Source organism: Streptomyces sp. NPDC058741 (assembly GCF_042746715.1).
Lineage (GTDB): Bacteria > Actinomycetota > Actinomycetes > Streptomycetales > Streptomycetaceae > Streptomyces.
In genome coordinates, this window is sequence record NZ_JBHYQH010000011.1 from 39,259 (window position 1) to 60,961 (window position 21,703).

Here is a 21,703-nt window from a genome sequence, read left to right on the forward strand (position 1 = left end):
ACGGGTTACCCGAGGGGCCCGCCCGGGTCGGGGTGATCAGGAGTTGAGGGCGGTGCCGTAGCCCGGTGTGCCGGTCGTCGAGATGCCGGTCGTGGCCGGGCCGAAGCTCGTCGAGCCGGTGGTCGTGAGGCCGGTGGACGTGGCGCGCAGGGACCAGACCGCGCCGTCGGCGGCGTTCTCGCCGGGCGCGGAGACGGACAGGTCGGCGCGGCGGTCACCGGTGTGGTCACCGAGCGTGACGCGCTCGCCGAACCGGTCGCCGCTCTCCGAGGTGCCGGGCACGCCGGAGGTGTTCTGGGTGTACGAGGTGGCGCCCTTGGTGGTCAGGCCTGACGCCGAGCCGTACAGGACGGTGACGGCGCCCGCGGAGCCGTTCTCGCCCGCGGTGCCCACGACCAGGTCGGCGTGGCCGTCGCCGTTGACGTCGCCGAGCGCGACGTCACTGCCGAAGCGGTCGCCCTTCTCGGAGGCGCCGGGCACCCCGGCGGTGTCCTGGGTGAGGACGAGGGGTGCGCGGTCGGTGGCCTTGCCGCCGGGGCCGCCGTAGACGACGGTGACCTTGCCGCCGAGGGCGCCGCCCGGGTCGGCCGAGGCCTCACGGTCGTTGCCCACGGCGATGTCGGCGTGGCCGTCGCCGTCGATGTCGCCCACGGCGGAGACGAACCCGCCGGGCAGGTCCTGCAGCCAGTCGTTGTAGTTGCCGATCTCCAGGTCGGCCAGGCCGGTGGCGGCGGCGCCGTCGTGCGCGGTACGGCCGTGCAGGACCGCGCGGGGGTGGCCGTCGCCGGTGACGTCGCCGGAGGAGACGTGGGTGGTGCCGTACGACGAGGACCACCAGCTGTTGCGGCCGCCCGAGGCGCCGTTCGGCGAACCGGTCTGGGTGATCGGGCCGTTGACGAGCGTGAGGGTGACCGGGCCGGTGGAGCCGGCCACCACGTCGAGGTCGCCGTCGTTGTCGAAGTCGCCGGCGGCGAGGGTCCGGCCGTAGCGGTCGTAGTCGGTGTCGAACGGGCTGTAGAGCGAACGGGCGCCGCTCAGGCCGGTGCTGGCGCCCCAGACGATGGTGACGGTGCCGTTGTTGGTGTCGTAGGAGTCCTCGCCGGGCACGCCGACCAGCAGGTCGGCGTAGCCGTCGGTGTTGAGGTCTGCCGAGGCCAGGGCGGAGCCGAAGGCGTCGCCGTCCTCGGCGGTGCCGGGGATGCCGGCCGCGTTCTGGGTGAGGAGCGTGCGCGTGGAGGTCTTCGGTCCGCTCGTGCTGCCGTAGACGACGGACACCGCGCCCGCCTTCGTCTTCCCCGAGACCGTGGCGCCGGGCGCGCCGATCGCGAGGTCGGTGCGGCCGTCGCCGTTGAAGTCCCAGGGGGCGGCGGCGCCGGCGGCGTGGGCCGGGGCGGTGAGGGTGAGGGTGAGCGGGGTCAGGGCGGTGGCGAGCAGGACGGCGGTGATACGGGTCCGCATGGCGGTGGGTGCCTCGCTGGGGTGTCGTCGGGGGGTCACTGGGCGATGGCCCAGGCGAAGTCGGCGCCGCCCTTGAGGGAGACGTCGCGGGCGGAGACGAACGTCGCGCCGGAGGTGGTCAGTCCGGTGGAGGTGCCGCGCAGGACGGTGACCGCGCCGTAGCCGTTCTCGTAGCCCGCGCCGGTGACCAGGTCGGCCTTGCCGTTCTTGTCGAGGTCGGCCAGGCGGACGGTCATGCCGAAGGCGTCCATGGTCTCGCTGCTGCCGGGGACGCCGGCGGTGTCCTGGGTGTAGGACTCGGCGTTCCTGCCGGTGAGCCCGGACGCCGAGCCGAAGAGGATCGTGACCGAGCCGGCGTCCTTCACGGAGCCGAGGTCCTCGCCCCAGGCGCCGACGGCGATGTCGGCGTAGCCGTCGCCGTTGACGTCGCCCGCGCTGAGCGCCGAGCCGAACACGTCGTCGGTCTCGCCGGCGCCGGGGACGCCCTCGGTGTCCTGGTGGATGACGGTGGGCGTCTGCGCCGGGTCGGGGCCGGAGGGGCCGCCGTACCAGACGGTGATCTGGCCGCCCTTGTGGCCGCCGGGCTTCCCGGCGCGCGGGTCCTGGTGGTCGCCGAGGACCAGGTCGCCGTAGCCGTCGCCGTCGACGTCCGCGACGGCGCCCTCCTCGCCGTCGGCCAGGGGCATGCCGGTGGCGGCGTACTTGGTGCCGGTCCAGCCGTGGTAGCTGATCTCGCCGCCCTCGTCGCCGTCGACGAGGAAGGGGTAGACGCGCTCGGCGTCGCCGTCCCGGTCGAGGTCGCCGGCGAACACCTCGTACGTCGAGCCGAACAGCCCGAGGCTGGTGTGGCTGGCGGGGCCGCCGGTGCGGGTGAAGGGGCCCTTGTAGAGGCGGGTGCGGGACTGGCCGGTGAGGGTCACGTCCGGGGCGCCGTCGCCGTCGAAGTCGCCGGTCGCGGCGCCGGAGGAGAAGCCGCCCCACTCGGACAGGTCGGACGGCTGGGGCAGCCCCTTGCCGCCGTACAGGCCGGACCTGCCGCCCCAGATGACGGTGGCCGAGCCGACGCCGTCCCGGTCGCCGATGGCCTCGTGCGGCGCGCCCACGACCAGGTCGGAGTAGCCGTCGCGGTCCAGGTCGGCGGTGGCGAGGCTGCTGCCGAAGCGGTCGCCGTACTCGGCGGTGCCGGGAACGCCGGCGGAGTTCTGGGTGATCACGGTCTTGCGGGCCGCCGAGACGCCGGTCGACGAGCCGTAGAGCACGACGACGGCACCGGCGTTCTGCACCGTGCCGACGTCGGCGCTCATGGCGCCGATGGCGACATCCCGGTACCCGTCGCCGTTGAAGTCACCGGTGAGGCCGGACGGGGCGGCGGTGGCGGTCGGGGTGGCGAGGGTCGCGGAAAGCAGGCCGGTGGTGAGGGCGGTGGCCAGGAGGAGGGTGCGCTTGCGCAAGGAAGGGCTCCGGGTGGGAAGGGGAGGCGGGCCGGGACCTTCGGCCGCGGCCGGCAGCGGGGCGGGGTGGTTCAGCCGCCGGGGTGCGGGCGGAGCGTCGGGTGGCCCGTCGTCCGGGTGTCGAGAGCCTGGCGGGTGAGGCGGGTGAGGCGGGTGAGGCGGGTGAGGCGGGTGAGGCGGGTGTGGGTGAGGCGGGTGAGGCAGGTGAGGCAGGTGAGGCGGGTGAGGCGGGTGAGGTGCGTGTCTTGTCGACGGAGGGCCGGACCGTCCGTGTTCGCCGGGAGTCGTCCGGTGGTTCACGGGTGGTCGGCGATCAGGAGACCCCTGTGGGTGAGCAAGGGTTGTACGCGAGTTCGGTTGGTCTCGCGGGCGGTCGGGACGGCGCACCGAGGTGGTGCCCGGGAGCCGCCGGGGCCTCAGCCGGTCGGTGTCGGCCGGTAGCGCACGTTCACGGCGGCCCTCCGGTCGTCACCGTTGCGGAACTCCAGTGGTACGGGCAGGCCTCCGGGGTCGTCGAAGAGCCGGATGCCGTCGCCGAGGAAGAGCCGGATGCCGTCGCCGAGCAGCACGGGCACGTCGTGCAGCCCGTGCTCCAGGAGCTGCCGGCCGATGGTCGGCGAGAAGACCTCGACGTTCTTGCGGCCGGCCGCCTTCAGCGCGATCCGGACCGCTTCGGCGACGTCGCAGTTCAGGAACGTCACGCCGGGGGTGGGGTGGGCGTCCTCCGGGTGGTGCGTGAGCACGAAGAGGGGACCCTGCCAGGCGCCGCCGTAGATCGTGCCGGGGTCGGGGAAGGCGTCCCAGCCGGTCCGGCCGCCCAGCACGGCCCCGGTGGTCTCCGTGTACGCCTCGACGAGTCCGGGGTGGTCGGTCGCGGCCGTCACCCGGTCCATCGCGTGGTTCGGCCCCGCCACGAAGCCGTCCGGGGACATGGAGAAGTGCCAGAGCACCTTCCCGGCGGCGGTCTGTGGTGGCATGTCGTTCATGACCGGCCCCTTCTCTCCGGCCCACGGCTGTGCGTGGGTGCTCACGGCTGCGTACGACGGACCCGGTGGCGCAGATGCGGGACGCGGTCGCCCTGGATCACCGTGCGGGTCCTCCAGGAGGTGCTGGGAGCCGACCGAGCCAGGTACGCCGTTGCGCATCACCACGGAGGTCATCGCATGTCCTCGTGCTCGGGGCTCGGGGCTCGGGGCGCGGGGCTCGGGGCTCGGGGCTCGGGGGTCGGGGCTCGGATAACCCATGCGGAGAGGTGGGCCGGGCCGGTCCCCGAAACTCGTCGCGTGAGCCCCGGGGGGCACCCCTAGCCCTCCAGATAGCCCAGCGCGCTGTCCGGTCTGCACGCCCCGCAGGCCTTCACACCGTCGGTGAGGGCCCGCAGTGCCTCGGCCCGGCTGACGCCCCTGGACCGCTTGCCCCTGTTCCAGCAGCCGCCCGTGTGCACCTGCACGGGCGGGGCGTCACGGTTCAGCCCCTGCTCCAGCAGCCAGTCCGGCGCGGAGGGCCGGCGCTTCTCACCGTGCCGCTGCTCGGCCTGCCGCTGCTCGGCCCGCGCGATGGCCTGACGCACCTCGGCGAGGAGGAGCCCGAGGAAGGTCTCCAGGGTCCGCAGGCGGAGCAGGTCGGGCGGCAGGTCGGTCACGGTTCCAGCTTGCACCAATATTCGAACACGTGATCCCATCGAGAGGTGGCCAGGCATCGGGTCGAGTACCTCACGGACCGGCAGGAGCAGATCCTGCGCTGTATCCGCACGGCCATCGCCGACCGGGGCGAGGCGCCGACCGTCGCGGAGATCGCCGCGACGGTCGGGCTGCGCCCCTCGTCGGTGCACTACCAGCTGCGCGAGCTGGAGACGAAGGGCAGCATCGCGCGCGAGCCGGGCAGGGCACGGGGGATCCGCCTCGTGTGAGACCCGGTCGCTGATGCGGCTGTCGCCGATCAGACCAGGTGGGGTGCGCCAGACCGGCGTCGTGCCGCTGATGGCGGGGACGAGCAGGACCGGTCAGCCGCCGAGGCTGCGCAGCGGCGACTCTTCCTGGCGGTGGACGAGGCGCATGGCCAAGGCCCTGCACGAGTCCCGCCCCGGTGCGGACGCCGGTCCACGACACACACGTCGGAAGGGGGCGTCCCCGAGGAGGAGGGTGCCTGAAGTATGGGCGTCCTGCCGGACGCTGAGGCGGGGTGGCGCGACCGTTGTCACCACCGTGGGCTGGAAGGGCATCGGCCGTGGCACACGGCCTTGACGCATCCCCTCCGCGGGCAGCATCGCCGCCCATGGCGCGGGGATGATCGAGGACGTACCGCGCGCACTTCGACAGGACGCCAGTCGTTCCGCGCGGCGACGCCGAAGGCCGTGCGGGCAAGCCGCTGACGTCCTCGGCGGCCGCCACCGCCGCGCGGTCACCGGGCTGCCGGTGGCGGCGGTCCAAGCGCCGGCCGTGCGCGCCCAGCCCCTTCGACAAGAGCGCGACGATCGCTGTACGTACGGTGCTGCCACCCGAATTGACACCTGCCGATAAGGCCACTCACCGTATCGGCACTGGGAAGCGCACATGTGGCTGTTGTCAGTCGCTGCCCTGCCGAGTCAGAGAAGATCACCATGATCTTTTTGACGTCGCGCGTTTACACGAGACCCGCCCACGGGCGGAGTAAAGCGGGTTCCGCAGCGATACAGCCACGAGCATGTCCCCGTGGGAGAGATCTTTCCTTGTTACGTGGACGACTCCTCTGATGACACGAGGTGGCCTCGATCCGTCAAAGACCGAATCAAGGTTGCCGGAATTGCCGCAGGATTTCTGGTCGGCGGGTGCGTCATCGGCAGGATCGGCCTTGCGGATGCGGCCGGTGCGCTCTCTTATCTGGGTCGTTTGACCGGCTTCTTCATGCTCACTGCTGCGGCGATGGCGCTGGTATCCGTGATCGCAGTCATCAATTACTGGGGAAAAGCGGGAGAAGCGCACTTGCGACTCTCCGGTGCAGTCGTGATGCTGGGTTGTCTGACTGTGCTGGTCGCCAACCTCATGATGCTGGCAGTTCAGGCTCAAGGGGGCGACTTCACGCCGTATATGCCTGTGTGGATCATCCTGGTTCTCTGGGCCGTGTGGGCTCTGTGGGTCATGCTGCATCAAGAAAAGGTGTGGCGATTTCTGAAATCCCCTCGGAACTTTGCAATCGGTGTCTTCGTGACCGGCCTCCTGGCTGTCGCCAACTTTTCGTACTCGCAGATCTATCAGCCGTATGCCGCTCTTCCTCGCATAGATTCGACCGCTTCCTTCGGTACTCCGTCAGTGAGTGATGACGGAAATACTCTCGTTCCCTTGCGTATCCGGTTGAAGAATTCTGGCAAGGTTTCCGTCTATCTTGTTCGCAGTCTCTATTCCGTGCAGGGAATGCGAGGGGTTGTGACCGGGAAGCCGCGAGAGGAGTCGGACTGGAAGAGTGATCTCCTGAATGGTTGGACTGAAATCCACAGAAACGTGGCGGACGTCCGCCGCACTGTGATTGAATCCGGGCCGATCGCTCGGGAAGGTAATTACCTGGGGCCAGGAGAGAGCCTCTTCGAGGACAAGATCGTGGAAGTGCCAAAGAGGGCGCCTTACGATGCCCTGACGGCAGCAGTCTGGACGGATATCGCCCGAAAAGACAGGGTTACAATCCGTGTCAATGAGGCGCACTACTCATGGAACGAGAAGCTGGAGGAAGTTGATTACGCCCCCCGATGGGTTGCAGAATATCCGCTTCCGTTTGTACGGCAAACCTACGGCATGAAGTTGAGCAGCGCTGTCTTGGCTTACACTCGAAAGCCCAGGGTGCTCACCACCTGGTGGGTCCTCGATCCTGACGAACCGTATGTGGCGCACACTATTTCTGAGCCCGGCGAGGTGGGTAAAATGCCTACACCTGGGGACCTGGAATCCTGGAACAGGCGCTTCGGTCTGTCTTTCATCTACAGTGGAACGACTGAAGTCGCCCTCTATGGAATGCCAGGGCAGAGGCAATAGATGTCCCGTCCTGCCCTCGGCATCCTGCTCCAGCCCGCGGCTGCCCCTTTCACCCCCGCGGCACCAGCCCTGGAATGCCGACACCCCCCGTCCCGATGACTCGGAACAGGGGGCGTCGAAACGGTCGGAACGGGCCGCGGGAACCGCCTACTTCACCGGCTCCGGCTCCGGCGCGTTCTCCGAGTCCGTCGAGCCCGCCGGGGGCTCGTCGTCGTCCTCGTCCTCCGCCCGGACCGGCGTCTTGACCGAGTCCAGCAGCAGCTGGGCGACGTCGACCACCTGGATCGACTCCTTGGCCTTGCCGTCGTTCTTCTTGCCGTTGACCGAGTCGGTCAGCATGACCAGGCAGAACGGACATGCCGTGGAGACGATGTCGGGGTTGACCGACAGGGCCTCGTCCACGCGCTCGTTGTTGATGCGCTTGCCGATGCGCTCTTCCATCCACATCCGCGCGCCACCCGCGCCGCAGCAGAAACCCCGCTCCTTGTGGCGGTGCATCTCCTCGTTGCGGACGCCGGGGACGGCGGCGATGATCTCGCGCGGCGGCGTGTAGATCTTGTTGTGGCGGCCCAGGTAGCACGGGTCGTGGTACGTGATGATGCCCTCGACCGGCGTGACCGGGATCAGCTTGCCCTCGTCGACGAGGTGCTGCAGCAGCTGCGTGTGGTGGATGACCTCGTAGTCGCCGCCGAGCTGCGGGTACTCGTTGCCGAGCGTGTTCAGGCAGTGCGGGCAGGTGGCGACGATCTTCTTCGCCGACCTGGGCTTGGCCGACTCGGGGACGACCTTGCCCTCGTCGTCCGTCTCCTCTCCGAACGCCGTGTTCAGCGCCATGACGTTCTCCATGCCGAGCTCCTGGAACAGGGGCTCGTTGCCCAGGCGGCGGGCGGAGTCACCGGTGCACTTCTCGTCGCCGCCCATGATCGCGAACTTGACGCCCGCGATGTGCAGCAGCTCCGCGAAGGCCTTCGTGGTCTTCTTGGCGCGGTCCTCCAGGGCGCCGGCGCAGCCGACCCAGTACAGGTACTCGACCTCGGACAGGTCCTCGATGTCCTTGCCGACGACCGGGACCTCGAAGTCGACCTCCTTGAGCCACTCCAGGCGCTGCTTCTTCGCCAGGCCCCAGGGGTTGCCCTTCTTCTCCAGGTTCTTGAGCATCGTGCCCGCCTCGGACGGGAACGCCGACTCGATCATCACCTGGTAGCGGCGCATGTCGACGATGTGGTCGACGTGCTCGATGTCCACCGGGCACTGCTCGACGCAGGCACCGCAGGTGGTGCAGGACCACAGGACGTCCGGGTCGATGACGCCGTTCTCCTCGGCGGTGCCGATCAGCGGGCGCTCGGCCTCCGCGAGGGCCGCGGCGGGGACGCCGGCCAGCTGCTCCTCGGACGCCTTCTCCTCGCCCTCCATCGTCTTGCCGCCGCCGGCCAGCAGGTACGGCGCCTTGGCGTGCGCGTGGTCCCGCAGGGACATGATCAGCAGCTTGGGGGAGAGCGGCTTGCCCGTGTTCCAGGCGGGGCACTGCGACTGGCAGCGGCCGCACTCGGTGCACGTGGAGAAGTCCAGCAGGCCCTTCCAGGAGAACTGCTCGACCTGCGAGACGCCGAAGACGTCGTCGTCGCCCGGGTCGGCGAAGTCGATCGGCTTGCCGCCGGACGTCATGGGCCGCAGGGCGCCCAGCGCGGTCCCGCCGTCGGCATCGCGCTTGAACCAGATGTTCGGGAACGCCAGGAAGCGGTGCCAGGCCACGCCCATGTTGGTGTTGAGCGACACCACGATCATCCAGACGAACGAGGTGCCGATCTTGATCATCGCGGCCAGGTAGACCAGGTTCTGCAGCGCGGTGACGCTCAGCCCCTTGAAGGCGAGCACCAGCGGGTACGAGGCGAAGTACGCGGCCTCGTAGTGGTCCACGTCGTGCAGCGCGCCCTCCAGGCCCCGCAGCACGTAGATCGCCAGGCCGATGGTGAGGATGACGTACTCGACGAAGTACGCCTGGCCCATCTTCGAGCCGGCGAAGCGGGACTTGCGGCCCGGCCGGCCCGGCAGGTTCAGCAGGCGGACGGCGATGAGCACCGCGATGCCCAGGACCGTCATCACGCCGATGAACTCGATGTACATCTCGAACGGCAGGAAGGTGCCGATGACCGGCAACACCCAGTCGGCCTGGAACAGCTGGCCGAAAGCCTGGGCGAGGGTCGGCGGCAGCGTCAGGAAGCCGATCGCGACGAACCAGTGGGCGATGCCGACGATGCCCCACCGGTTCATGCGCGTGTGGCCGAGGAACTCCCTCACCAGGGTCACGCTGCGCTGGTAGGGGTTGTCGGTCCGCGCTCCGGCCGGGACCGGCTGGCCCAGCTTGAAGTACCGGACGAACTGGCCGATCGCGCGTGCGAGCAGCGCGACGCCGACCACGGTCAGTACCAGCGACACGATGATCGCGGCGAGTTGCATGGGGGCTCCTCGGGCCTGCGAGGGGTTTCGTCGGGAAGACCTGGCGTTCTCGCAGGTACCCCGAAATTACTAAGCGGTAACTTATGCAGTCCGTCTGAGACTACCCCTATCTTCCGCCGCACTGTAGCCGGGTGGGGGGTGATCTGGATCGCTGAGGCTTGCCTCAGGGGTGGTCCGGATTCCGGTGGGCGACCCGCGCGATCCGGTCGTGTTATTCATACTTAATTGTCATAGAGGCGCCTACTTTATATCCGTGCTCTCCGCGATCATCGCCGCCGCCACCGCCCTCCTTCTCACCGCCCTGCTCACGGCCGCCCTCCGCCGGCCCGCGCTGCGGCTGCGGCTGGTCGAACGCCGGCGGCAGCGGGAGGTGCCGCTGTCCGGGGGGGTGGCCGTGGTGGCCGTCACCGGGGCGGTCGCCGGTTTCGCGCAGTGGGGTTCGGCCGGGAGCGGGGCCGGCGGGCTGCTCGTCGCCGGCGGTGCCGTCGCCCTGCTCGGGCTCGCCGACGACGTGTGGCGGCTGCGCCGCAGGGTGCTGGCCGCCGGTACGGCCGTGGCCGCCGCGTGTGCCGTGCCGTACGGGGAGACGGGGGTGGGGACCGGGCTGCTCGCCGTCGGGTGGGCCGTGGGGGTGACGCTGGCCTTCCGGGGGCTCGACCACTGCGACGGGCTCGCGGGGACGGCCGCGGTGGTCGCCGCCTTCGGGGCGGCGGCCTGCGCGGCGGCCGACGTGCTGGACGGGATCGCCGCGCTGCTGAGCGTGCTGGCCGCGGCACTGACCGGCTTCCTGCTGCACAACTGGCATCCGGCGCGCGCGGGGCTGGGCAGCTGCGGGTCCATGTCCGCGGGGTTCGTGATCGCCCTCGGCCTCGTGCAGGTCCGCGCCGGGTCCGGGATCGGGGAGAGCGCGGGGGTGCTCTTCGCGCTGACGGCCCTGGCGGGTGCCGATGCCGTCCTCGTGCCGCTCGCGCGGCGGCTGGGCGGTCGGCCGGTCGTCCGCGGCGGACCCGAGCACCTCGCGCACCGGCTGCGGCGGCTCGGTCTGACCGCCCCCGGGGCGACGCTGCTGCTGGGGATCGGCGCGTCGTCCGGCGCCCTCGTCGGGGTACTCGCCCACGCCGGCCGGATCGGGGGCGGCGCCCTGTGGTGGGTGGCAGGGGTGGCCCTGGCCGGAGTGGTCGTCCTCTTCCGTGTTCCTGTGTACGGGCCGCGACGCAGTGCGTCGCAGCAGGTCAGCGCCTCGTTGCGTGTAAGGAGCGGATAAGAGTTGAGCCTGCCCGACTCAGCTCTGTTGACCACGCGGGGGCGGTCGTGCACACTTGAGTCCGTTCCACTCAAGTCAGCTGGAGGAATCAACCATGGCACGTGCGGTCGGCATCGACCTGGGCACGACTAACTCCGTCGTCAGCGTTCTGGAGGGCGGCGAGCCCACCGTCATCACCAACGCCGAGGGCGCCAGGACCACGCCGTCCGTCGTCGCCTTCGCGAAGAACGGCGAGGTGCTGGTCGGCGAGGTGGCCAAGCGCCAGGCGGTCACCAACGTGGACCGGACCATCCGGTCCGTCAAGCGCCACATGGGCACCGACTGGAAGATCGAGCTCGACGGGAAGCCCTTCAACCCGCAGCAGATCAGCGCCTTCGTGCTCCAGAAGCTCAAGCGGGACGCCGAGGCCTACCTGGGCGAGAAGGTGACCGACGCGGTCATCACCGTCCCGGCGTACTTCAACGACTCCGAGCGCCAGGCCACCAAGGAGGCCGGCGAGATCGCCGGTCTGAACGTCCTGCGCATCGTCAACGAGCCCACCGCGGCCGCGCTGGCGTACGGCCTCGACAAGGACGACCAGACCATCCTGGTCTTCGACCTCGGCGGCGGCACGTTCGACGTCTCGCTGCTGGAGATCGGCGACGGCGTCGTCGAGGTGAAGGCCACCAACGGCGACAACCACCTCGGTGGCGACGACTGGGACCAGCGCGTCGTCGACTACCTGGTCCAGCAGTTCCAGTCCGGCCACGGCGTGGACCTGGGCAAGGACAAGATGGCCCTGCAGCGTCTGCGCGAGGCCGCCGAGAAGGCGAAGATCGAGCTGTCCTCGTCCACCGAGACCTCGATCAACCTGCCCTACATCACCGCCTCCGCCGAGGGCCCCCTGCACCTCGACGAGAAGCTCACCCGCGCCCAGTTCCAGCAGCTGACCGCGGACCTGCTGGAGCGCTGCAAGACGCCGTTCCACAACGTCATCAAGGACGCCGGCATCTCCATCAGCGAGATCGACCACGTCGTCCTGGTCGGCGGCTCGACCCGTATGCCCGCCGTCGCCGAGCTCGTCAAGGAGCTGACCGGCGGCAAGGACGCCAATAAGGGCGTCAACCCGGACGAGGTCGTCGCCATCGGCGCCGCCCTCCAGGCCGGTGTCCTCAAGGGCGAGGTCAAGGACGTCCTGCTCCTCGACGTCACCCCGCTGTCCCTCGGCATCGAGACCAAGGGCGGCATCATGACCAAGCTCATCGAGCGGAACACGACGATCCCGACCAAGCGGTCCGAGATCTTCACCACCGCCGAGGACAACCAGCCCTCCGTGCAGATCCAGGTCTACCAGGGTGAGCGCGAGATCGCGGCGTACAACAAGAAGCTCGGGATGTTCGAGCTGACCGGTCTGCCCCCGGCGCCCCGCGGCGTCCCGCAGATCGAGGTCTCCTTCGACATCGACGCCAACGGCATCATGCACGTGACCGCGAAGGACCTGGGCACGGGCAAGGAGCAGAAGATGACCGTCACCGGCGGCTCCTCGCTGCCGAAGGACGAGGTCGACCGCATGCGGGAGGAGGCCGAGCGCTACGCGGAGGAGGACCACAAGCGCCGCGAGGCCGCCGAGTCCCGCAACCAGGGCGAGCAGCTCGTCTACCAGACCGAGAAGTTCCTCAAGGACAACGAGGACAAGGTCCCCGGCGACGTCAAGTCCGACGTCGAGGAGGCCCTCGCCGAGCTGAAGGAGAAGCTCAAGGGCGAGGACACGGCCGAGATCCGCACCGCCACGGAGAAGGTCGCGGCCGTCTCGCAGAAGCTCGGCCAGGCGATGTACGCCGACGCCCAGGGCGCGCAGGCCGCCGGCGGCCCCGGTGACGCGGCTGCCGGCGCCGGCGGTGCCAAGGCCGCGGACGACGACGTCGTCGACGCCGAGATCGTCGACGAGGACCGGAAGGACGGTGCCGCGTGACGGAGGAGACCCCGGGCTTCGACGAGCAGCAGCCCGACGTCCCTTCCGGCGCCACCTCCGACGACGCCGAGCCGAAGGCCGCCGCCTCTCCTTCCGAGGAGGGCGCGGCCCCGGCCGGGGACACGGGCCAGGACGCCGGTCTGGTGGCCCAGCTGGACCAGGTGCGCACCGCGCTCGGTGAGCGCACCGCGGACCTCCAGCGCCTCCAGGCCGAGTACCAGAACTACCGCCGCCGGGTCGAGCGCGACCGGATCGCGGTCAAGGAGATCGCCATCGCGAACCTCCTGACCGAGCTCCTGCCCGTGCTCGACGACATCGGCCGCGCGCGCGAACACGGCGAACTGGTCGGCGGCTTCAAGTCCGTCGCCGAGTCGCTGGAGAGCACCGCGGCGAAGATGGGCCTGCAGCAGTTCGGCAAGGAGGGCGAGCCCTTCGACCCGACGATCCACGAAGCCCTCATGCACAGCTACGCGCCGGACGTCACCGAGACGACCTGCGTCGCGATCCTGCAGCCCGGTTACCGGATCGGCGAGCGCACCATCCGCCCCGCGCGGGTGGCGGTGGCCGAACCCCAGCCGGGGGCGCAGACGGTGAAGTCGGAGGAGTCGGCCGACTCCGACGACAAGGAGAGCGGTGGCCCGGACGAGGGCTGACGTGACGACGCAGGAACGGAAGGAGGGACGTCGGGGATGAGCACCAAGGACTTCATCGAGAAGGACTACTACAAGGTCCTCGGCGTCCCCAAGGACGCCACCGAGGCCGAGATCAAGAAGGCGTACCGGAAGCTCGCCCGCGAGTTCCACCCGGACGCCAACAAGGGAAACGTCAAGGCGGAGGAGCGCTTCAAGGAGATCTCCGAGGCCAACGACATCCTCGGTGACCCCAAGAAGCGCAAGGAGTACGACGAGGCCCGCGCCCTGTTCGCGGGCGGCGGCTTCCGCCCGGGGCCCGGCGGCGCGGGCGGCGGCTCCTTCAACTTCGACCTGGGCGACCTCTTCGGGGGCGGCACCCAGGGCGGGCAGGGAGCCGGCGGCTTCGGCGGCGGACTCGGTGACGTCTTCGGGGGCCTGTTCAACCGCGGCGGCGCGGGCGCGGGGACGCGCCCGCAGCCCCGGCGCGGCCAGGACATCGAGTCCGAGGTCACGCTCAGCTTCACCGAGGCGATCGAGGGCGCGACGGTCCCGCTGCGGATGTCGTCCCAGTCGCCCTGCAAGGCCTGTTCGGGCACCGGCGACAAGAACGGCACCCCGCGCGTGTGCCCGACCTGCGTCGGCACCGGGCAGGTCGCAAGGGGCAGCGGCGGCGGCTTCTCCCTCACCGACCCCTGCCCGGACTGCAAGGGCCGCGGCCTGATCGCGGAGAACGCCTGCGAGGTCTGCAAGGGCAGCGGCCGGGCCAAGTCCTCGCGGACGATGCAGGTGCGCATCCCCGCGGGGGTCAGCGACGGCCAGCGGATCCGGCTGCGCGGCAAGGGGGCGCCGGGCGAGCGCGGCGGCCCGGCGGGCGACCTGTACGTGGTCGTGCACGTCGACTCCCACCCGGTGTTCGGCCGCAAGGACGACAACCTCACCGTGACCGTCCCGGTGACGTTCACCGAGGCGGCCCTCGGCGGTGAGGTCCGGGTGCCGACGCTGGGCGGCCCGCCCGTCACGCTGAAGCTGCCCCCCGGCACGCCGAACGGCCGTACGATGCGCGCCCGCGGCAAGGGCGCGGTCCGCAAGGACGGCACCCGCGGCGACCTTCTGGTCACCGTCGAGGTGAGTGTTCCGAAGGACCTTTCGGGGAAGGCTCGTGACGCGCTCGAGGCGTATCGCGAGGCGACCGCGGGTGAGGATCCGCGGGCGGATCTGTTCCAGGCCGCGAAGGGAGCATGAGTCAGATGGACGGTCGTCGACGCAACCCGTATGAACTGACCGAGGAGACCCCGGTCTACGTCATCTCGGTGGCTGCCCAGCTCTCCGGCCTGCACCCGCAGACCCTGCGCCAGTACGACCGCCTGGGCCTGGTGTCGCCCGACCGCACCGCGGGCCGGGGCCGGCGCTACTCGGCCCGCGACATCGAACTGCTCCGCCAGGTGCAGCAGTTGTCGCAGGACGAGGGCATCAACCTGGCCGGAATCAAGCGCATCATCGAACTGGAGAACCAGGTCGCGGCCCTGCAGTCCCGGGTCGCCGAGCTGGAGGACGCGCTCGACGGTGCCGCGGCGGCCATGCGGCAGCGCGAGGCGGCGGTGCACGCGTCGTACCGCCGGGACCTGGTGCCGTACCAGGAGGTGCAGCAGACCAGCGCGCTGGTGGTGTGGCGGCCGAAGCGCCAGCAGGCGCCGGACTGACGAGCGGCGTCCGGGCTCGTGTGAAGGGCCTCAGAAGGGCCGGGAGATGCTCCCGGCCCTTTTCGTACGCCCTGGGGGGGATGTGGCCGGATGTCCCGGTGATGACCGGGCGGTGTGCGAAAGTTGAAGGCGGTTCCGCAGAGCCTTCACAACCACTGCGGAGTGTCCTGTTGCCATCTCGTTAAGTGGTTCGGCTTGACGCCGGTGGTGCCCTCCGCGTTGGCTTTTCAGTCACATGGTCACCAAAGCTGCGCCCACGTCCGAATCACACGCGAAGTGAGCTCCCTCATGCGTCGTCGTCTCTCCATATCCGTGGCCGCTGCCACGATGTCCGTCACGCTCGCCGGCTGCGGCGTGCTCAACGCGACCGGGAGCAGTGACGACGCGAGCCCGACCAAGGGCGACGACATCACCGTGGGTCTGCTGCTGCCCGAGAAGGCGAACACGCGCTACGAGAACTTCGACTACCCGATCATCAAGCAGAAGGTCGAGTCCCTCACCAACGACAAGGGCCGCGTCGAGTACGCCAACGCCGAGGCGGACGCCGACAAGCAGGCGAGCCAGCTGCAGCGGATGATCGACGACCGGGTCGACGTGATCCTGCTGGACGCGGTCGACTCGCGGGCGATCGCGGGCGGCGTGACGAAGGCCAAGGAGGCCGGCATCCCGGTCATCGCCTACGACCGGCTGGCCGAGGGTCCGATCGAGGCGTACATCTCCTTCGACAACGAACTCGTCGGCGAGGTCCAGGGGCGCACCCTGCTGGAGGCGATCAGTGAGGAGCCGAGCCTGACGAACAAGATCGTCATGATGAACGGCTCGCCGACGGACCCGAACGCCAAGCAGTTCAAGGCCGGGGCGATGTCCGAGCTGAACGGCAAGGTGACGATCGCCGAGTCCTTCGACACCAAGGACTGGAAGCCGGAGAACGCCGAGGCCAACATGGCCCGGGCGATCGCGCGGATCGGCAAGGACAACATCGACGCGGTCTACTCCGCCAACGACGGCATCGCGGGCGGCGTCGTCAGGGCCCTGCAGGCCGCGGGCGTGACCGACCTGCCGCCGATCACCGGCCAGGACGCCGAGCTGGACGCCGTGCAGCGGATCCTCACGGGCGAGCAGTACATGAGCGTCTACAAGTCGTACCCGCAGGAGGCGGAGAACGCCGCGGAGATGGCCATCGCGAAGGTCCAGGGCCTGGACATCCAGTTCGCCGCCCTCACCCGCGAGAAGGTCGACAGCCCGACGCACAAGGGCATCCCGGCCCAGCTCGTGCCCGTGGTCGCGCTCACCAAGGAGAACATCAAGGACACGGTCATCGCGGACGACATCTACACGGTGTCGGACATCTGCGCGGGCAAGTACAAGACGGCGTGCCAGGAGGCCGGCCTCAAGTAGGCGCGACCGGTTCGCGTCCGGCCGCTCCGGCCCTGCCGGTACCGCCCGGGCGTCCGGCCAGGGTGATCACGCGGAGCAGCCATTCGGCGGGCCCGTGCCGGAAGCGCCGCGTCCACGCGGTGCCGGCAGCGAGCTGCAGCCCGTAGACGGCGAACGCCAGCGCCAGCACCGCCGCCGCTCCCAGCCGCCCGTACAGGGACAGGCCGTACGCCGTGGCCAGGAACGTCATGACCAGGGACTGGCCCAGGTAGTTCGTGAGCGCCAGGCGGCCCGCCGGGACGAGCAGCCGCCGGACGCGCTCCCCCCACACCGAGCGCAGCAGGAGCAGCAGCAGGCAGGCGTACGCGGCCGACAGGGCGGGCGCGGTCAGGGTGCCCACGCCGATGCCCAGGAGGTACCAGCGGCCCTCCAGCGGCCCCTGGGCGGCGGAGGCGAAGAACACGGCTCCGGGGACCCCGACCGCCAGTCCGGCGGCCGCGACCGTGCGCAGGGCGGCGCCGTCCGCGCCGCCGGGGGCGAGCAGGCGCCGCCGGCCGGCGGCCAGGCCGAGGAGGAAGGCCGCCAGCACGCCCGGAGCCATGAGCAGGACGCCGAGGAGCGCGAGCGGCAGCCGGTCCAGGTTCTCGCGCAGGACCGTTCCTGCGCTGCCGCGGTAGGCGGCCACGGACCGCGCGATCGCCCCGTCCGGGACGCCGTCCTCCTCGTCCACCGCCGTGGCCAGCGCTCCCAGCCCGGTGAGGACCGCGCCGAACACCCCGTAGATCCAGACGGCGGCCTTCACCGCGGTGGCCGGCCTCGCCCGCCGTGCCCGCCACAGGACCAGGCCCAGCACGCCGTAGGCCAGGAGGATGTCGCCGGTGTACAGCAGGACGGCGTGCGCCGAGCCGAGCAGCACGAGCCCCAGGGAGCGGCGCAGCAGACGCGCGGTGACGTTCGCGCCGTCCCGCTCGGCCGAGTCCGTCTGCAGGGTGTGGCTGTAGCCGAACAGGAAGGAGAACAGCAGGTAGAACTTGCCGGACGCCGCCGCCGTCACCAGCCAGGCGGCGACATGGTCCACGGGGGCCGCGCCGGGGTCCCGGACGCCTTCCGCCTCGTGAGGGCTCATGATCTGCGCGCTGTTGACCACCAGGATGCCCAGCAGGGCGAAACCGCGCAGCGCGTCGACGGCGGCCAGACGCCCGGGGGCCGCCGGTGTCTCACCGCTCATGGGGCCTCCCGCCGCCGTGCACCCGCGGCCCCCGGCGACCGCCGCACCGGGCGGACCCGGCGAGCCCTTGATCGACACGGTCGCACAGGGGCGTGCGCGCTCACCACCCCGCCGTGGGTGACAACAGGCCACGAGGGGGCATGCGCACAGGGGGTGTTGTTCATGGGGTCGAAAGCAACGCCGCCGTGCAGGAGCCGTGTTGCGGAGCGAGACTGGGCCGCGCATAGTTGCGCTGCGGAAGACGGCGGAACGGGGGGTGGGACGGGCGATGGCCGGGCACGGGGCGGAGGAGCATCCACACGGTGCCGACCGACTGTGCGAGGCCGGGGATCGCGTGTATTCCCGGGCCGTACGGCGGGGCCGTGTGGCGCGCCGGGACGCGGACCCGGTGCCCTGCCTGCTCGAACTGGCCCTGCTGCACCCCGATCCCGACGACATGGACTGGCTGGTGCCGACCTCTCCGCAGGAGGTCATGACCCGGCTGCTGCGCGGGATGTACGACGAGGTGAGCGCGAGTCAGCGGCGGGTGGGCTCGGCCGTCGCGGCCGTCGAGTGGTACGCCGGTCTCGGCAGCCAGGTGCAGCCGGCCGGCTCGGCCGCGGAGGGCCCGGCGATCCGGGTGCTGGACGGACTCGCGCGGATCCAGGCCGCGATGGACGAGGCGACCCAGGCGTGCACGACCGAGGTGCTCACCGTCCAGCCCGGCGGCATCCGGCGCGAGGCGGAGTTGTCCGAGGGCCTGCACCGGGCGCTGGCGCTGCGGGGCCGCGGGGTGCGGATGCGGGACCTGTACACCCATGTCGCCCGGCACGGGCAGGGGTTGCTCACCTACCTGGAGCTGATGGGCGACGCGGTGGAGGCCCGCACCCTGGACGAGGTGATCGACCGGCTGATCCTGTTCGACCGCACGGTGGCCTTCATCCCGGCCAACACCGACCGCACGATGGCCCTGGAGCTGCGGCACCCCGCGCTCGTCTCCTACCTGGTCACGGTCTTCGAGCGGTTGTGGCGCCTGGCCATCCCGCTGACCGCGCCGCTGCCCGACACCGGCATCGAGGGCATCTCCCACCGGGAGCGGTCCATCGCCGCGCTGCTGGCGGAGGGGCACCAGGACGCGGTCATCGCCGAGCGGCTGGGGATCAGCGTGCGGACGTGCCGGGCGCACATCGCGCGGCTGTCGGAGACGCTGGGGGCGGCGAGCCGTACGCAGCTGGGCGTGCGCATCGCCCAGGCGGGACTGGACGGGCCCCCGCGGGCGGCGATGTCCCCGTCCCTCAGCCTTGATCAAGGATCCCGCACTGCCCGATGAGACAGCCGGCTGAGCCCTGCTCCGGCTCCCCGGCGTCGCCGCGGGCTCGGCGATGTGCACCCGACCCGTCCGGACGTTCCTACCGAGCCGGTCGGCGATGACGGCGTCGGTGTGCCCTTCGACGAGGAGCGCGGCGGCGGCGTGCCGGCGGGGGGTGATGCCGTCCGGGGAGGGTCGGGGGGCGGCCTTGGGGAACACCGGGGTGGCGAGGCGGCAGAGACGGTCGAGGACGGTGGCCAGGTAGCCGACGACGGCCGGCTGGCGGATCTCCGGGGCGAGACCGCCGTCGGGGTCGGCGGGGATGAAGGCGACGTCCCGGTCGACGATGATGAGCCGGCCGGTGAGCTCGTCGAGGCCACGTGCCTCGATGTCGCCCCTCAGCCGTTCATGGTGCGCGACGGTGCTCGGGGCATGGGGTGTGCTGCTAGAGGGTGCGGATGCGGCCTCCGCGGTCCAGCAGCGCCTGTTCCCGACGGGTGGCGGGGGCGTGCGCCGCCTCGGCCCGTTCCCGGGCGGGTCCGGAGCGGGGCGGGATGGTGAGCAGTTCCCGCGAGGCGTCGTCCATGGCCTCGGGTGATCGCCCTGTTGATGCGGGCCCTTCCGCTGAGGAGGGTGAGCGTCGGGGTGCCGGCCACGGCCGTGCGCTGCCCGTCGACAGCCATGAGCGGCGCGAACCGCTCGGCCAGGCGCTCTTCCCGGCGCCGTTCGCGGGCGATGCGCTCCCCGCGCCACGACACCGGCGACAAGGCCGACTACCTGCGCGCGGCGGCCCGCAGCATGCGGTGCAGGGCGACGGCCGGGGCGACGGGTTCGAGCCGGTGGAGGTCGTCGACGGCCGGGTGCAGCAGGCCGAGTTCCGTCAGGCAGGGCGCGTCGCGGCCGATTCGGCTGCGATGTGCCCTTCGCGCAGGGCCCGCTTCGGATGCGGCTCCTGCCCGTCCCGGCCGGCGTCGCTCCAGCCGAGGGCGGCCCGGACGTCGGGGTTCGTACAGCTCGGTACCCGCGTGGCACAGTTCTTCGGCGTCGTGCGGGGGGTGGTTCGCCGAGGTCACCCGGGGCGTCCTCCTCTTAGTGGTCCTGCTTCAGGATCCCCGACTGTGCGATGAGATAGCCGAGTTGGGCCCGGCTGCCACTGCCCAGGGCCGACGCCAGCTTGGCGATGTGAGCTCGGCAGGTGCGGACGTTCATGCCGAGCCGGCGGGCGATGGCCTCGTCCACATGGCCCTCCACCAGGAGTTTGGCTATGGAGTGCTGAATCTCGGTGATACCGTCGGGCGCGGCCTCGTAGGGCGCGCCGGCGCTCATCGGAACGGCGCGGTCCCAAAGGTACTCGAAGACCTTGATCAGATACCGGACGAGTCCGGGATGCCGCAGTTCCAGGGCCACTTGCTGGTCGTCGCGCGCGGGGATGAAGGCGACGGTCTCGTCGCAGATGATCAGGCGTTCGACGAGTTCGTCGATGGTGCGGTACTCCACCTTCCCCTCGGACAGCCGCGCCACGTAGGACAGTTTCTCGGGGTTGTACCGGGCGGTGTGCTGGTACAGGCTCCGGACCTTGACGCCCCGGTCGATCAGGGGTTTGTCTCGTTCGAGGCTTCGCAGCAGGCTGCGTTCGGAGACGCGGTCGCTGGGCTGCACGGTCAGGAGCTCCGTCTGGCACTGGGTGGTGGCCATGTTGAGCGCGGCGTTGATGCGCTCGCCGCCCTCCAGCACGGTGATGGAGTCGCTGGAGGTGGTGTGGGTCCCCAGGGCCATGAACGGCTGGAAGCACTCCGTGAGGTTGAGGGCCATCCGCCGGCGCTCGGCGATCTCGTGTTCCAGCGGGTTGAGTTGCCGGGACAGGGCGATGATCGGCGGCACGGGACGCAGCCAGTCGGGGTCGTCCGGGTCGGGGTGGAGGAGGTCGAACTCCACCAGGCACGGCGCCGACTCCACTTCCGCCCGTGCGATGCGTCCGGTACGCAGTGCGGAGGTGTAGAGGCGGCCGCCTTCCTCACACCACTCGGTCATCGCATGGGGATGTGTCACCCTTGTCGGATTCATGGTCAAATCTTCACCCCCCAGGGTCCTGAACATGCAGGAACATGATGCATCGATTGTGTGGCCATGACGTGCCTGAATGAGCCATCGTCGTACTCGACGGGGGAACAGGGGACCTTCAAGTGAGGACGAAGCCGACTATGCGTAACAAAATGCTTCGCTCGGTGCTTGTCGCCGCCTTCTCCGCCGTCGTGGCTCTCGGTGTGCTGAGCGGTTTCTCCGACGAGGAGGGCGGGACCCGGGCGAACACGCAGTGGCCGGCGGTCATCGTGAGCGCTGCTGTTGCCGACAACACCCAGTGGCCCAGCCCCGGCCTCAACGGGGCGGGGAGCTGACCGTGACCACTCCACCCGACGACCGCTCCTTCCGTCGTGAGATGGCCACCGCCTACCGGTCCGGCTGGCACTTCATCGACCTGGTCACCGCCATCCCCCACAGCGGTGACTCGCTGATGGTGACCGTCTTCGGTGAGCCGGTCGTCGTCACGCGCGACGAGGACGGAGACGTGCGGGCGTACCGGTGTCTGCGGCGGCCTCGGGGGGCGCCGCAGCCGGTCCGGTGCGCCGTGCGCTACGGAATGATCTTTGTCAACCTGGACCAGAGGGATCACCAGCAGGTGGAGTCCGACTCCCCTGTCCCGAGGACCATTTCTGCCACCCCCCGCAGTGCCTGACGCGATTCCCCCGTCGTAACAGATCGCGCAGGTGCTTCCCCCCGCAGCGGGGGGGGGGGGGGGGGGGCGCGCAGGGCGGCGCCCCGCGGTGAAGGGTTTATTAAAGCGTTGGGGCCGGGGGGGGGGGGAGGAGGGTGAAAAAAAAAAAAAACACCAACACAG

At 70.5% G+C, this 21,703-nt stretch carries 19 protein-coding genes; 11 read left to right on the top strand and 8 right to left on the bottom strand.

The window, feature by feature from the left end; all coding sequences use genetic code 11:
• Window positions 1–36: 36 nt before the first annotated feature.
• From ACFW6P_RS11765 to ACFW6P_RS11780, 4 genes are all read right to left on the bottom strand, one after another.
• Window positions 37–1,458 (bottom strand): FG-GAP-like repeat-containing protein, encoded by a 1,422-nt coding sequence (locus ACFW6P_RS11765; RefSeq protein ID WP_386351907.1) that lies wholly within the window; start codon window positions 1,456–1,458, stop codon window positions 37–39.
• A 35-nt stretch (window positions 1,459–1,493) separates the two neighbouring features.
• Window positions 1,494–2,909, bottom strand: coding sequence for an FG-GAP-like repeat-containing protein (locus ACFW6P_RS11770; protein ID WP_386423547.1), 1,416 nt, complete (start codon window positions 2,907–2,909; stop codon window positions 1,494–1,496).
• 416 nt (window positions 2,910–3,325) lie between these two features.
• A complete protein-coding gene (locus ACFW6P_RS11775; protein ID WP_386351902.1) occupies window positions 3,326–3,895 on the bottom strand; it encodes a dihydrofolate reductase family protein in 570 nt (189 codons plus the stop codon).
• Between the two features lie 317 nt (window positions 3,896–4,212).
• Window positions 4,213–4,551: a DUF6233 domain-containing protein gene (locus ACFW6P_RS11780; protein WP_386351899.1), complete on the bottom strand. Its 339-nt coding sequence runs from the start codon at window positions 4,549–4,551 to the stop codon at window positions 4,213–4,215.
• Window positions 4,552–4,596: 45 nt separating this feature from the next.
• Between ACFW6P_RS11780 and ACFW6P_RS11785 the strand changes: the two genes are divergently transcribed.
• Window positions 4,597–4,818, top strand: a complete 222-nt coding sequence (locus tag ACFW6P_RS11785; protein ID WP_386351896.1) for a LexA family protein — start codon at window positions 4,597–4,599, stop codon at window positions 4,816–4,818.
• A gap of 781 nt (window positions 4,819–5,599) precedes the next feature.
• Complete coding sequence (locus ACFW6P_RS11790) at window positions 5,600–6,910, top strand: hypothetical protein (RefSeq protein WP_386423549.1); 1,311 nt, start codon at window positions 5,600–5,602, stop codon at window positions 6,908–6,910.
• 147 nt (window positions 6,911–7,057) lie between these two features.
• Here ACFW6P_RS11790 and ACFW6P_RS11795 read toward each other — a convergent pair whose 3' ends face one another.
• Window positions 7,058–9,367: a heterodisulfide reductase-related iron-sulfur binding cluster gene (locus ACFW6P_RS11795; RefSeq protein ID WP_386351890.1), complete on the bottom strand. Its 2,310-nt coding sequence runs from the start codon at window positions 9,365–9,367 to the stop codon at window positions 7,058–7,060.
• A gap of 253 nt (window positions 9,368–9,620) precedes the next feature.
• Between ACFW6P_RS11795 and ACFW6P_RS11800 the strand changes: the two genes are divergently transcribed.
• The 6 genes from ACFW6P_RS11800 to ACFW6P_RS11825 all read left to right on the top strand — a co-directional run bounded on the left by ACFW6P_RS11800 (window position 9,621) and on the right by ACFW6P_RS11825 (window position 16,312).
• Entirely contained in the window at window positions 9,621–10,631 is a 1,011-nt protein-coding gene (locus ACFW6P_RS11800) for an undecaprenyl/decaprenyl-phosphate alpha-N-acetylglucosaminyl 1-phosphate transferase (RefSeq protein ID WP_386351887.1), read from the top strand.
• Between the two features lie 94 nt (window positions 10,632–10,725).
• Window positions 10,726–12,582, top strand: coding sequence for a molecular chaperone DnaK (gene dnaK, locus ACFW6P_RS11805; RefSeq protein WP_386351884.1), 1,857 nt, complete (start codon window positions 10,726–10,728; stop codon window positions 12,580–12,582).
• A complete protein-coding gene (gene grpE, locus ACFW6P_RS11810; RefSeq protein WP_386351881.1) occupies window positions 12,579–13,235 on the top strand; it encodes a nucleotide exchange factor GrpE in 657 nt (218 codons plus the stop codon). Before dnaK ends, grpE begins: the two co-directional genes overlap by 4 nt.
• A 36-nt stretch (window positions 13,236–13,271) precedes the next feature.
• Complete coding sequence (gene dnaJ / locus ACFW6P_RS11815) at window positions 13,272–14,456, top strand: molecular chaperone DnaJ (protein ID WP_386351878.1); 1,185 nt, start codon at window positions 13,272–13,274, stop codon at window positions 14,454–14,456.
• A gap of 5 nt (window positions 14,457–14,461) precedes the next feature.
• Entirely contained in the window at window positions 14,462–14,914 is a 453-nt protein-coding gene (locus ACFW6P_RS11820) for a heat shock protein transcriptional repressor HspR (protein WP_386351876.1), read from the top strand.
• 288 nt (window positions 14,915–15,202) lie between these two features.
• Window positions 15,203–16,312, top strand: coding sequence for a sugar ABC transporter substrate-binding protein (locus ACFW6P_RS11825; protein ID WP_386351873.1), 1,110 nt, complete (start codon window positions 15,203–15,205; stop codon window positions 16,310–16,312).
• Here the strand turns inward: ACFW6P_RS11825 and ACFW6P_RS11830 are convergent.
• Window positions 16,305–17,519 carry a DUF418 domain-containing protein gene (locus ACFW6P_RS11830; RefSeq protein ID WP_386351870.1) on the bottom strand — a complete coding sequence of 405 codons (1,215 nt, stop codon included), beginning with the start codon at window positions 17,517–17,519 and terminating at the stop codon, window positions 16,305–16,307. The two genes, ACFW6P_RS11825 and ACFW6P_RS11830, sit on opposite strands and share 8 nt — an antisense overlap.
• A gap of 268 nt (window positions 17,520–17,787) precedes the next feature.
• Between ACFW6P_RS11830 and ACFW6P_RS11835 the strand changes: the two genes are divergently transcribed.
• Window positions 17,788–18,828, top strand: a complete 1,041-nt coding sequence (locus ACFW6P_RS11835) for a LuxR C-terminal-related transcriptional regulator (protein ID WP_386351867.1) — start codon at window positions 17,788–17,790, stop codon at window positions 18,826–18,828.
• Between the two features lie 424 nt (window positions 18,829–19,252).
• Here ACFW6P_RS11835 and ACFW6P_RS11840 read toward each other — a convergent pair whose 3' ends face one another.
• Both ACFW6P_RS11840 and ACFW6P_RS11845 read right to left on the bottom strand, forming a co-directional pair.
• On the bottom strand, window positions 19,253–19,393 hold the full coding sequence (locus tag ACFW6P_RS11840) for a hypothetical protein (RefSeq protein ID WP_386423551.1): 141 nt from the start codon (window positions 19,391–19,393) through the stop codon (window positions 19,253–19,255).
• A 503-nt stretch (window positions 19,394–19,896) separates the two neighbouring features.
• Complete coding sequence (locus ACFW6P_RS11845; protein ID WP_386351864.1) at window positions 19,897–20,838, bottom strand: helix-turn-helix transcriptional regulator; 942 nt, start codon at window positions 20,836–20,838, stop codon at window positions 19,897–19,899.
• A gap of 170 nt (window positions 20,839–21,008) precedes the next feature.
• Between ACFW6P_RS11845 and ACFW6P_RS11850 the strand changes: the two genes are divergently transcribed.
• Together ACFW6P_RS11850 and ACFW6P_RS11855 are read left to right on the top strand one after the other, a co-directional pair.
• A complete protein-coding gene (locus tag ACFW6P_RS11850) occupies window positions 21,009–21,203 on the top strand; it encodes a hypothetical protein (protein ID WP_386423553.1) in 195 nt (64 codons plus the stop codon).
• 2 nt (window positions 21,204–21,205) lie between these two features.
• Complete coding sequence (locus tag ACFW6P_RS11855) at window positions 21,206–21,541, top strand: hypothetical protein (protein ID WP_386351858.1); 336 nt, start codon at window positions 21,206–21,208, stop codon at window positions 21,539–21,541.
• The last annotated feature ends 162 nt before the right edge of the window (window positions 21,542–21,703 follow it).

Bases quoted from the DNA above. Each gene is read 5' to 3' on its own strand.
- ACFW6P_RS11765 (WP_386351907.1), bottom strand. From the start codon at position 1,458: ATGCGGACCCGTATCACCGCCGTCCTGCTCGCCACCGCCCTGACCCCG.
- ACFW6P_RS11775 (WP_386351902.1), bottom strand. From the start codon at position 3,895: ATGAACGACATGCCACCACAGACCGCCGCCGGGAAGGTGCTCTGGCAC.
- ACFW6P_RS11795 (WP_386351890.1), bottom strand. From the start codon at position 9,367: ATGCAACTCGCCGCGATCATCGTGTCGCTGGTACTGACCGTGGTCGGC.
- dnaK (WP_386351884.1), top strand. From the start codon at position 10,726: ATGGCACGTGCGGTCGGCATCGACCTGGGCACGACTAACTCCGTCGTC.
- dnaJ (WP_386351878.1), top strand. From the start codon at position 13,272: ATGAGCACCAAGGACTTCATCGAGAAGGACTACTACAAGGTCCTCGGC.
- ACFW6P_RS11820 (WP_386351876.1), top strand. From the start codon at position 14,462: ATGGACGGTCGTCGACGCAACCCGTATGAACTGACCGAGGAGACCCCG.
- ACFW6P_RS11825 (WP_386351873.1), top strand. From the start codon at position 15,203: ATGCGTCGTCGTCTCTCCATATCCGTGGCCGCTGCCACGATGTCCGTC.
- ACFW6P_RS11830 (WP_386351870.1), bottom strand. From the start codon at position 17,519: ATGAGCGGTGAGACACCGGCGGCCCCCGGGCGTCTGGCCGCCGTCGAC.
- ACFW6P_RS11835 (WP_386351867.1), top strand. From the start codon at position 17,788: ATGGCCGGGCACGGGGCGGAGGAGCATCCACACGGTGCCGACCGACTG.
- ACFW6P_RS11840 (WP_386423551.1), bottom strand. From the start codon at position 19,393: ATGGACGACGCCTCGCGGGAACTGCTCACCATCCCGCCCCGCTCCGGA.
- ACFW6P_RS11845 (WP_386351864.1), bottom strand. From the start codon at position 20,838: ATGACCGAGTGGTGTGAGGAAGGCGGCCGCCTCTACACCTCCGCACTG.
- ACFW6P_RS11850 (WP_386423553.1), top strand. From the start codon at position 21,009: ATGCGTAACAAAATGCTTCGCTCGGTGCTTGTCGCCGCCTTCTCCGCC.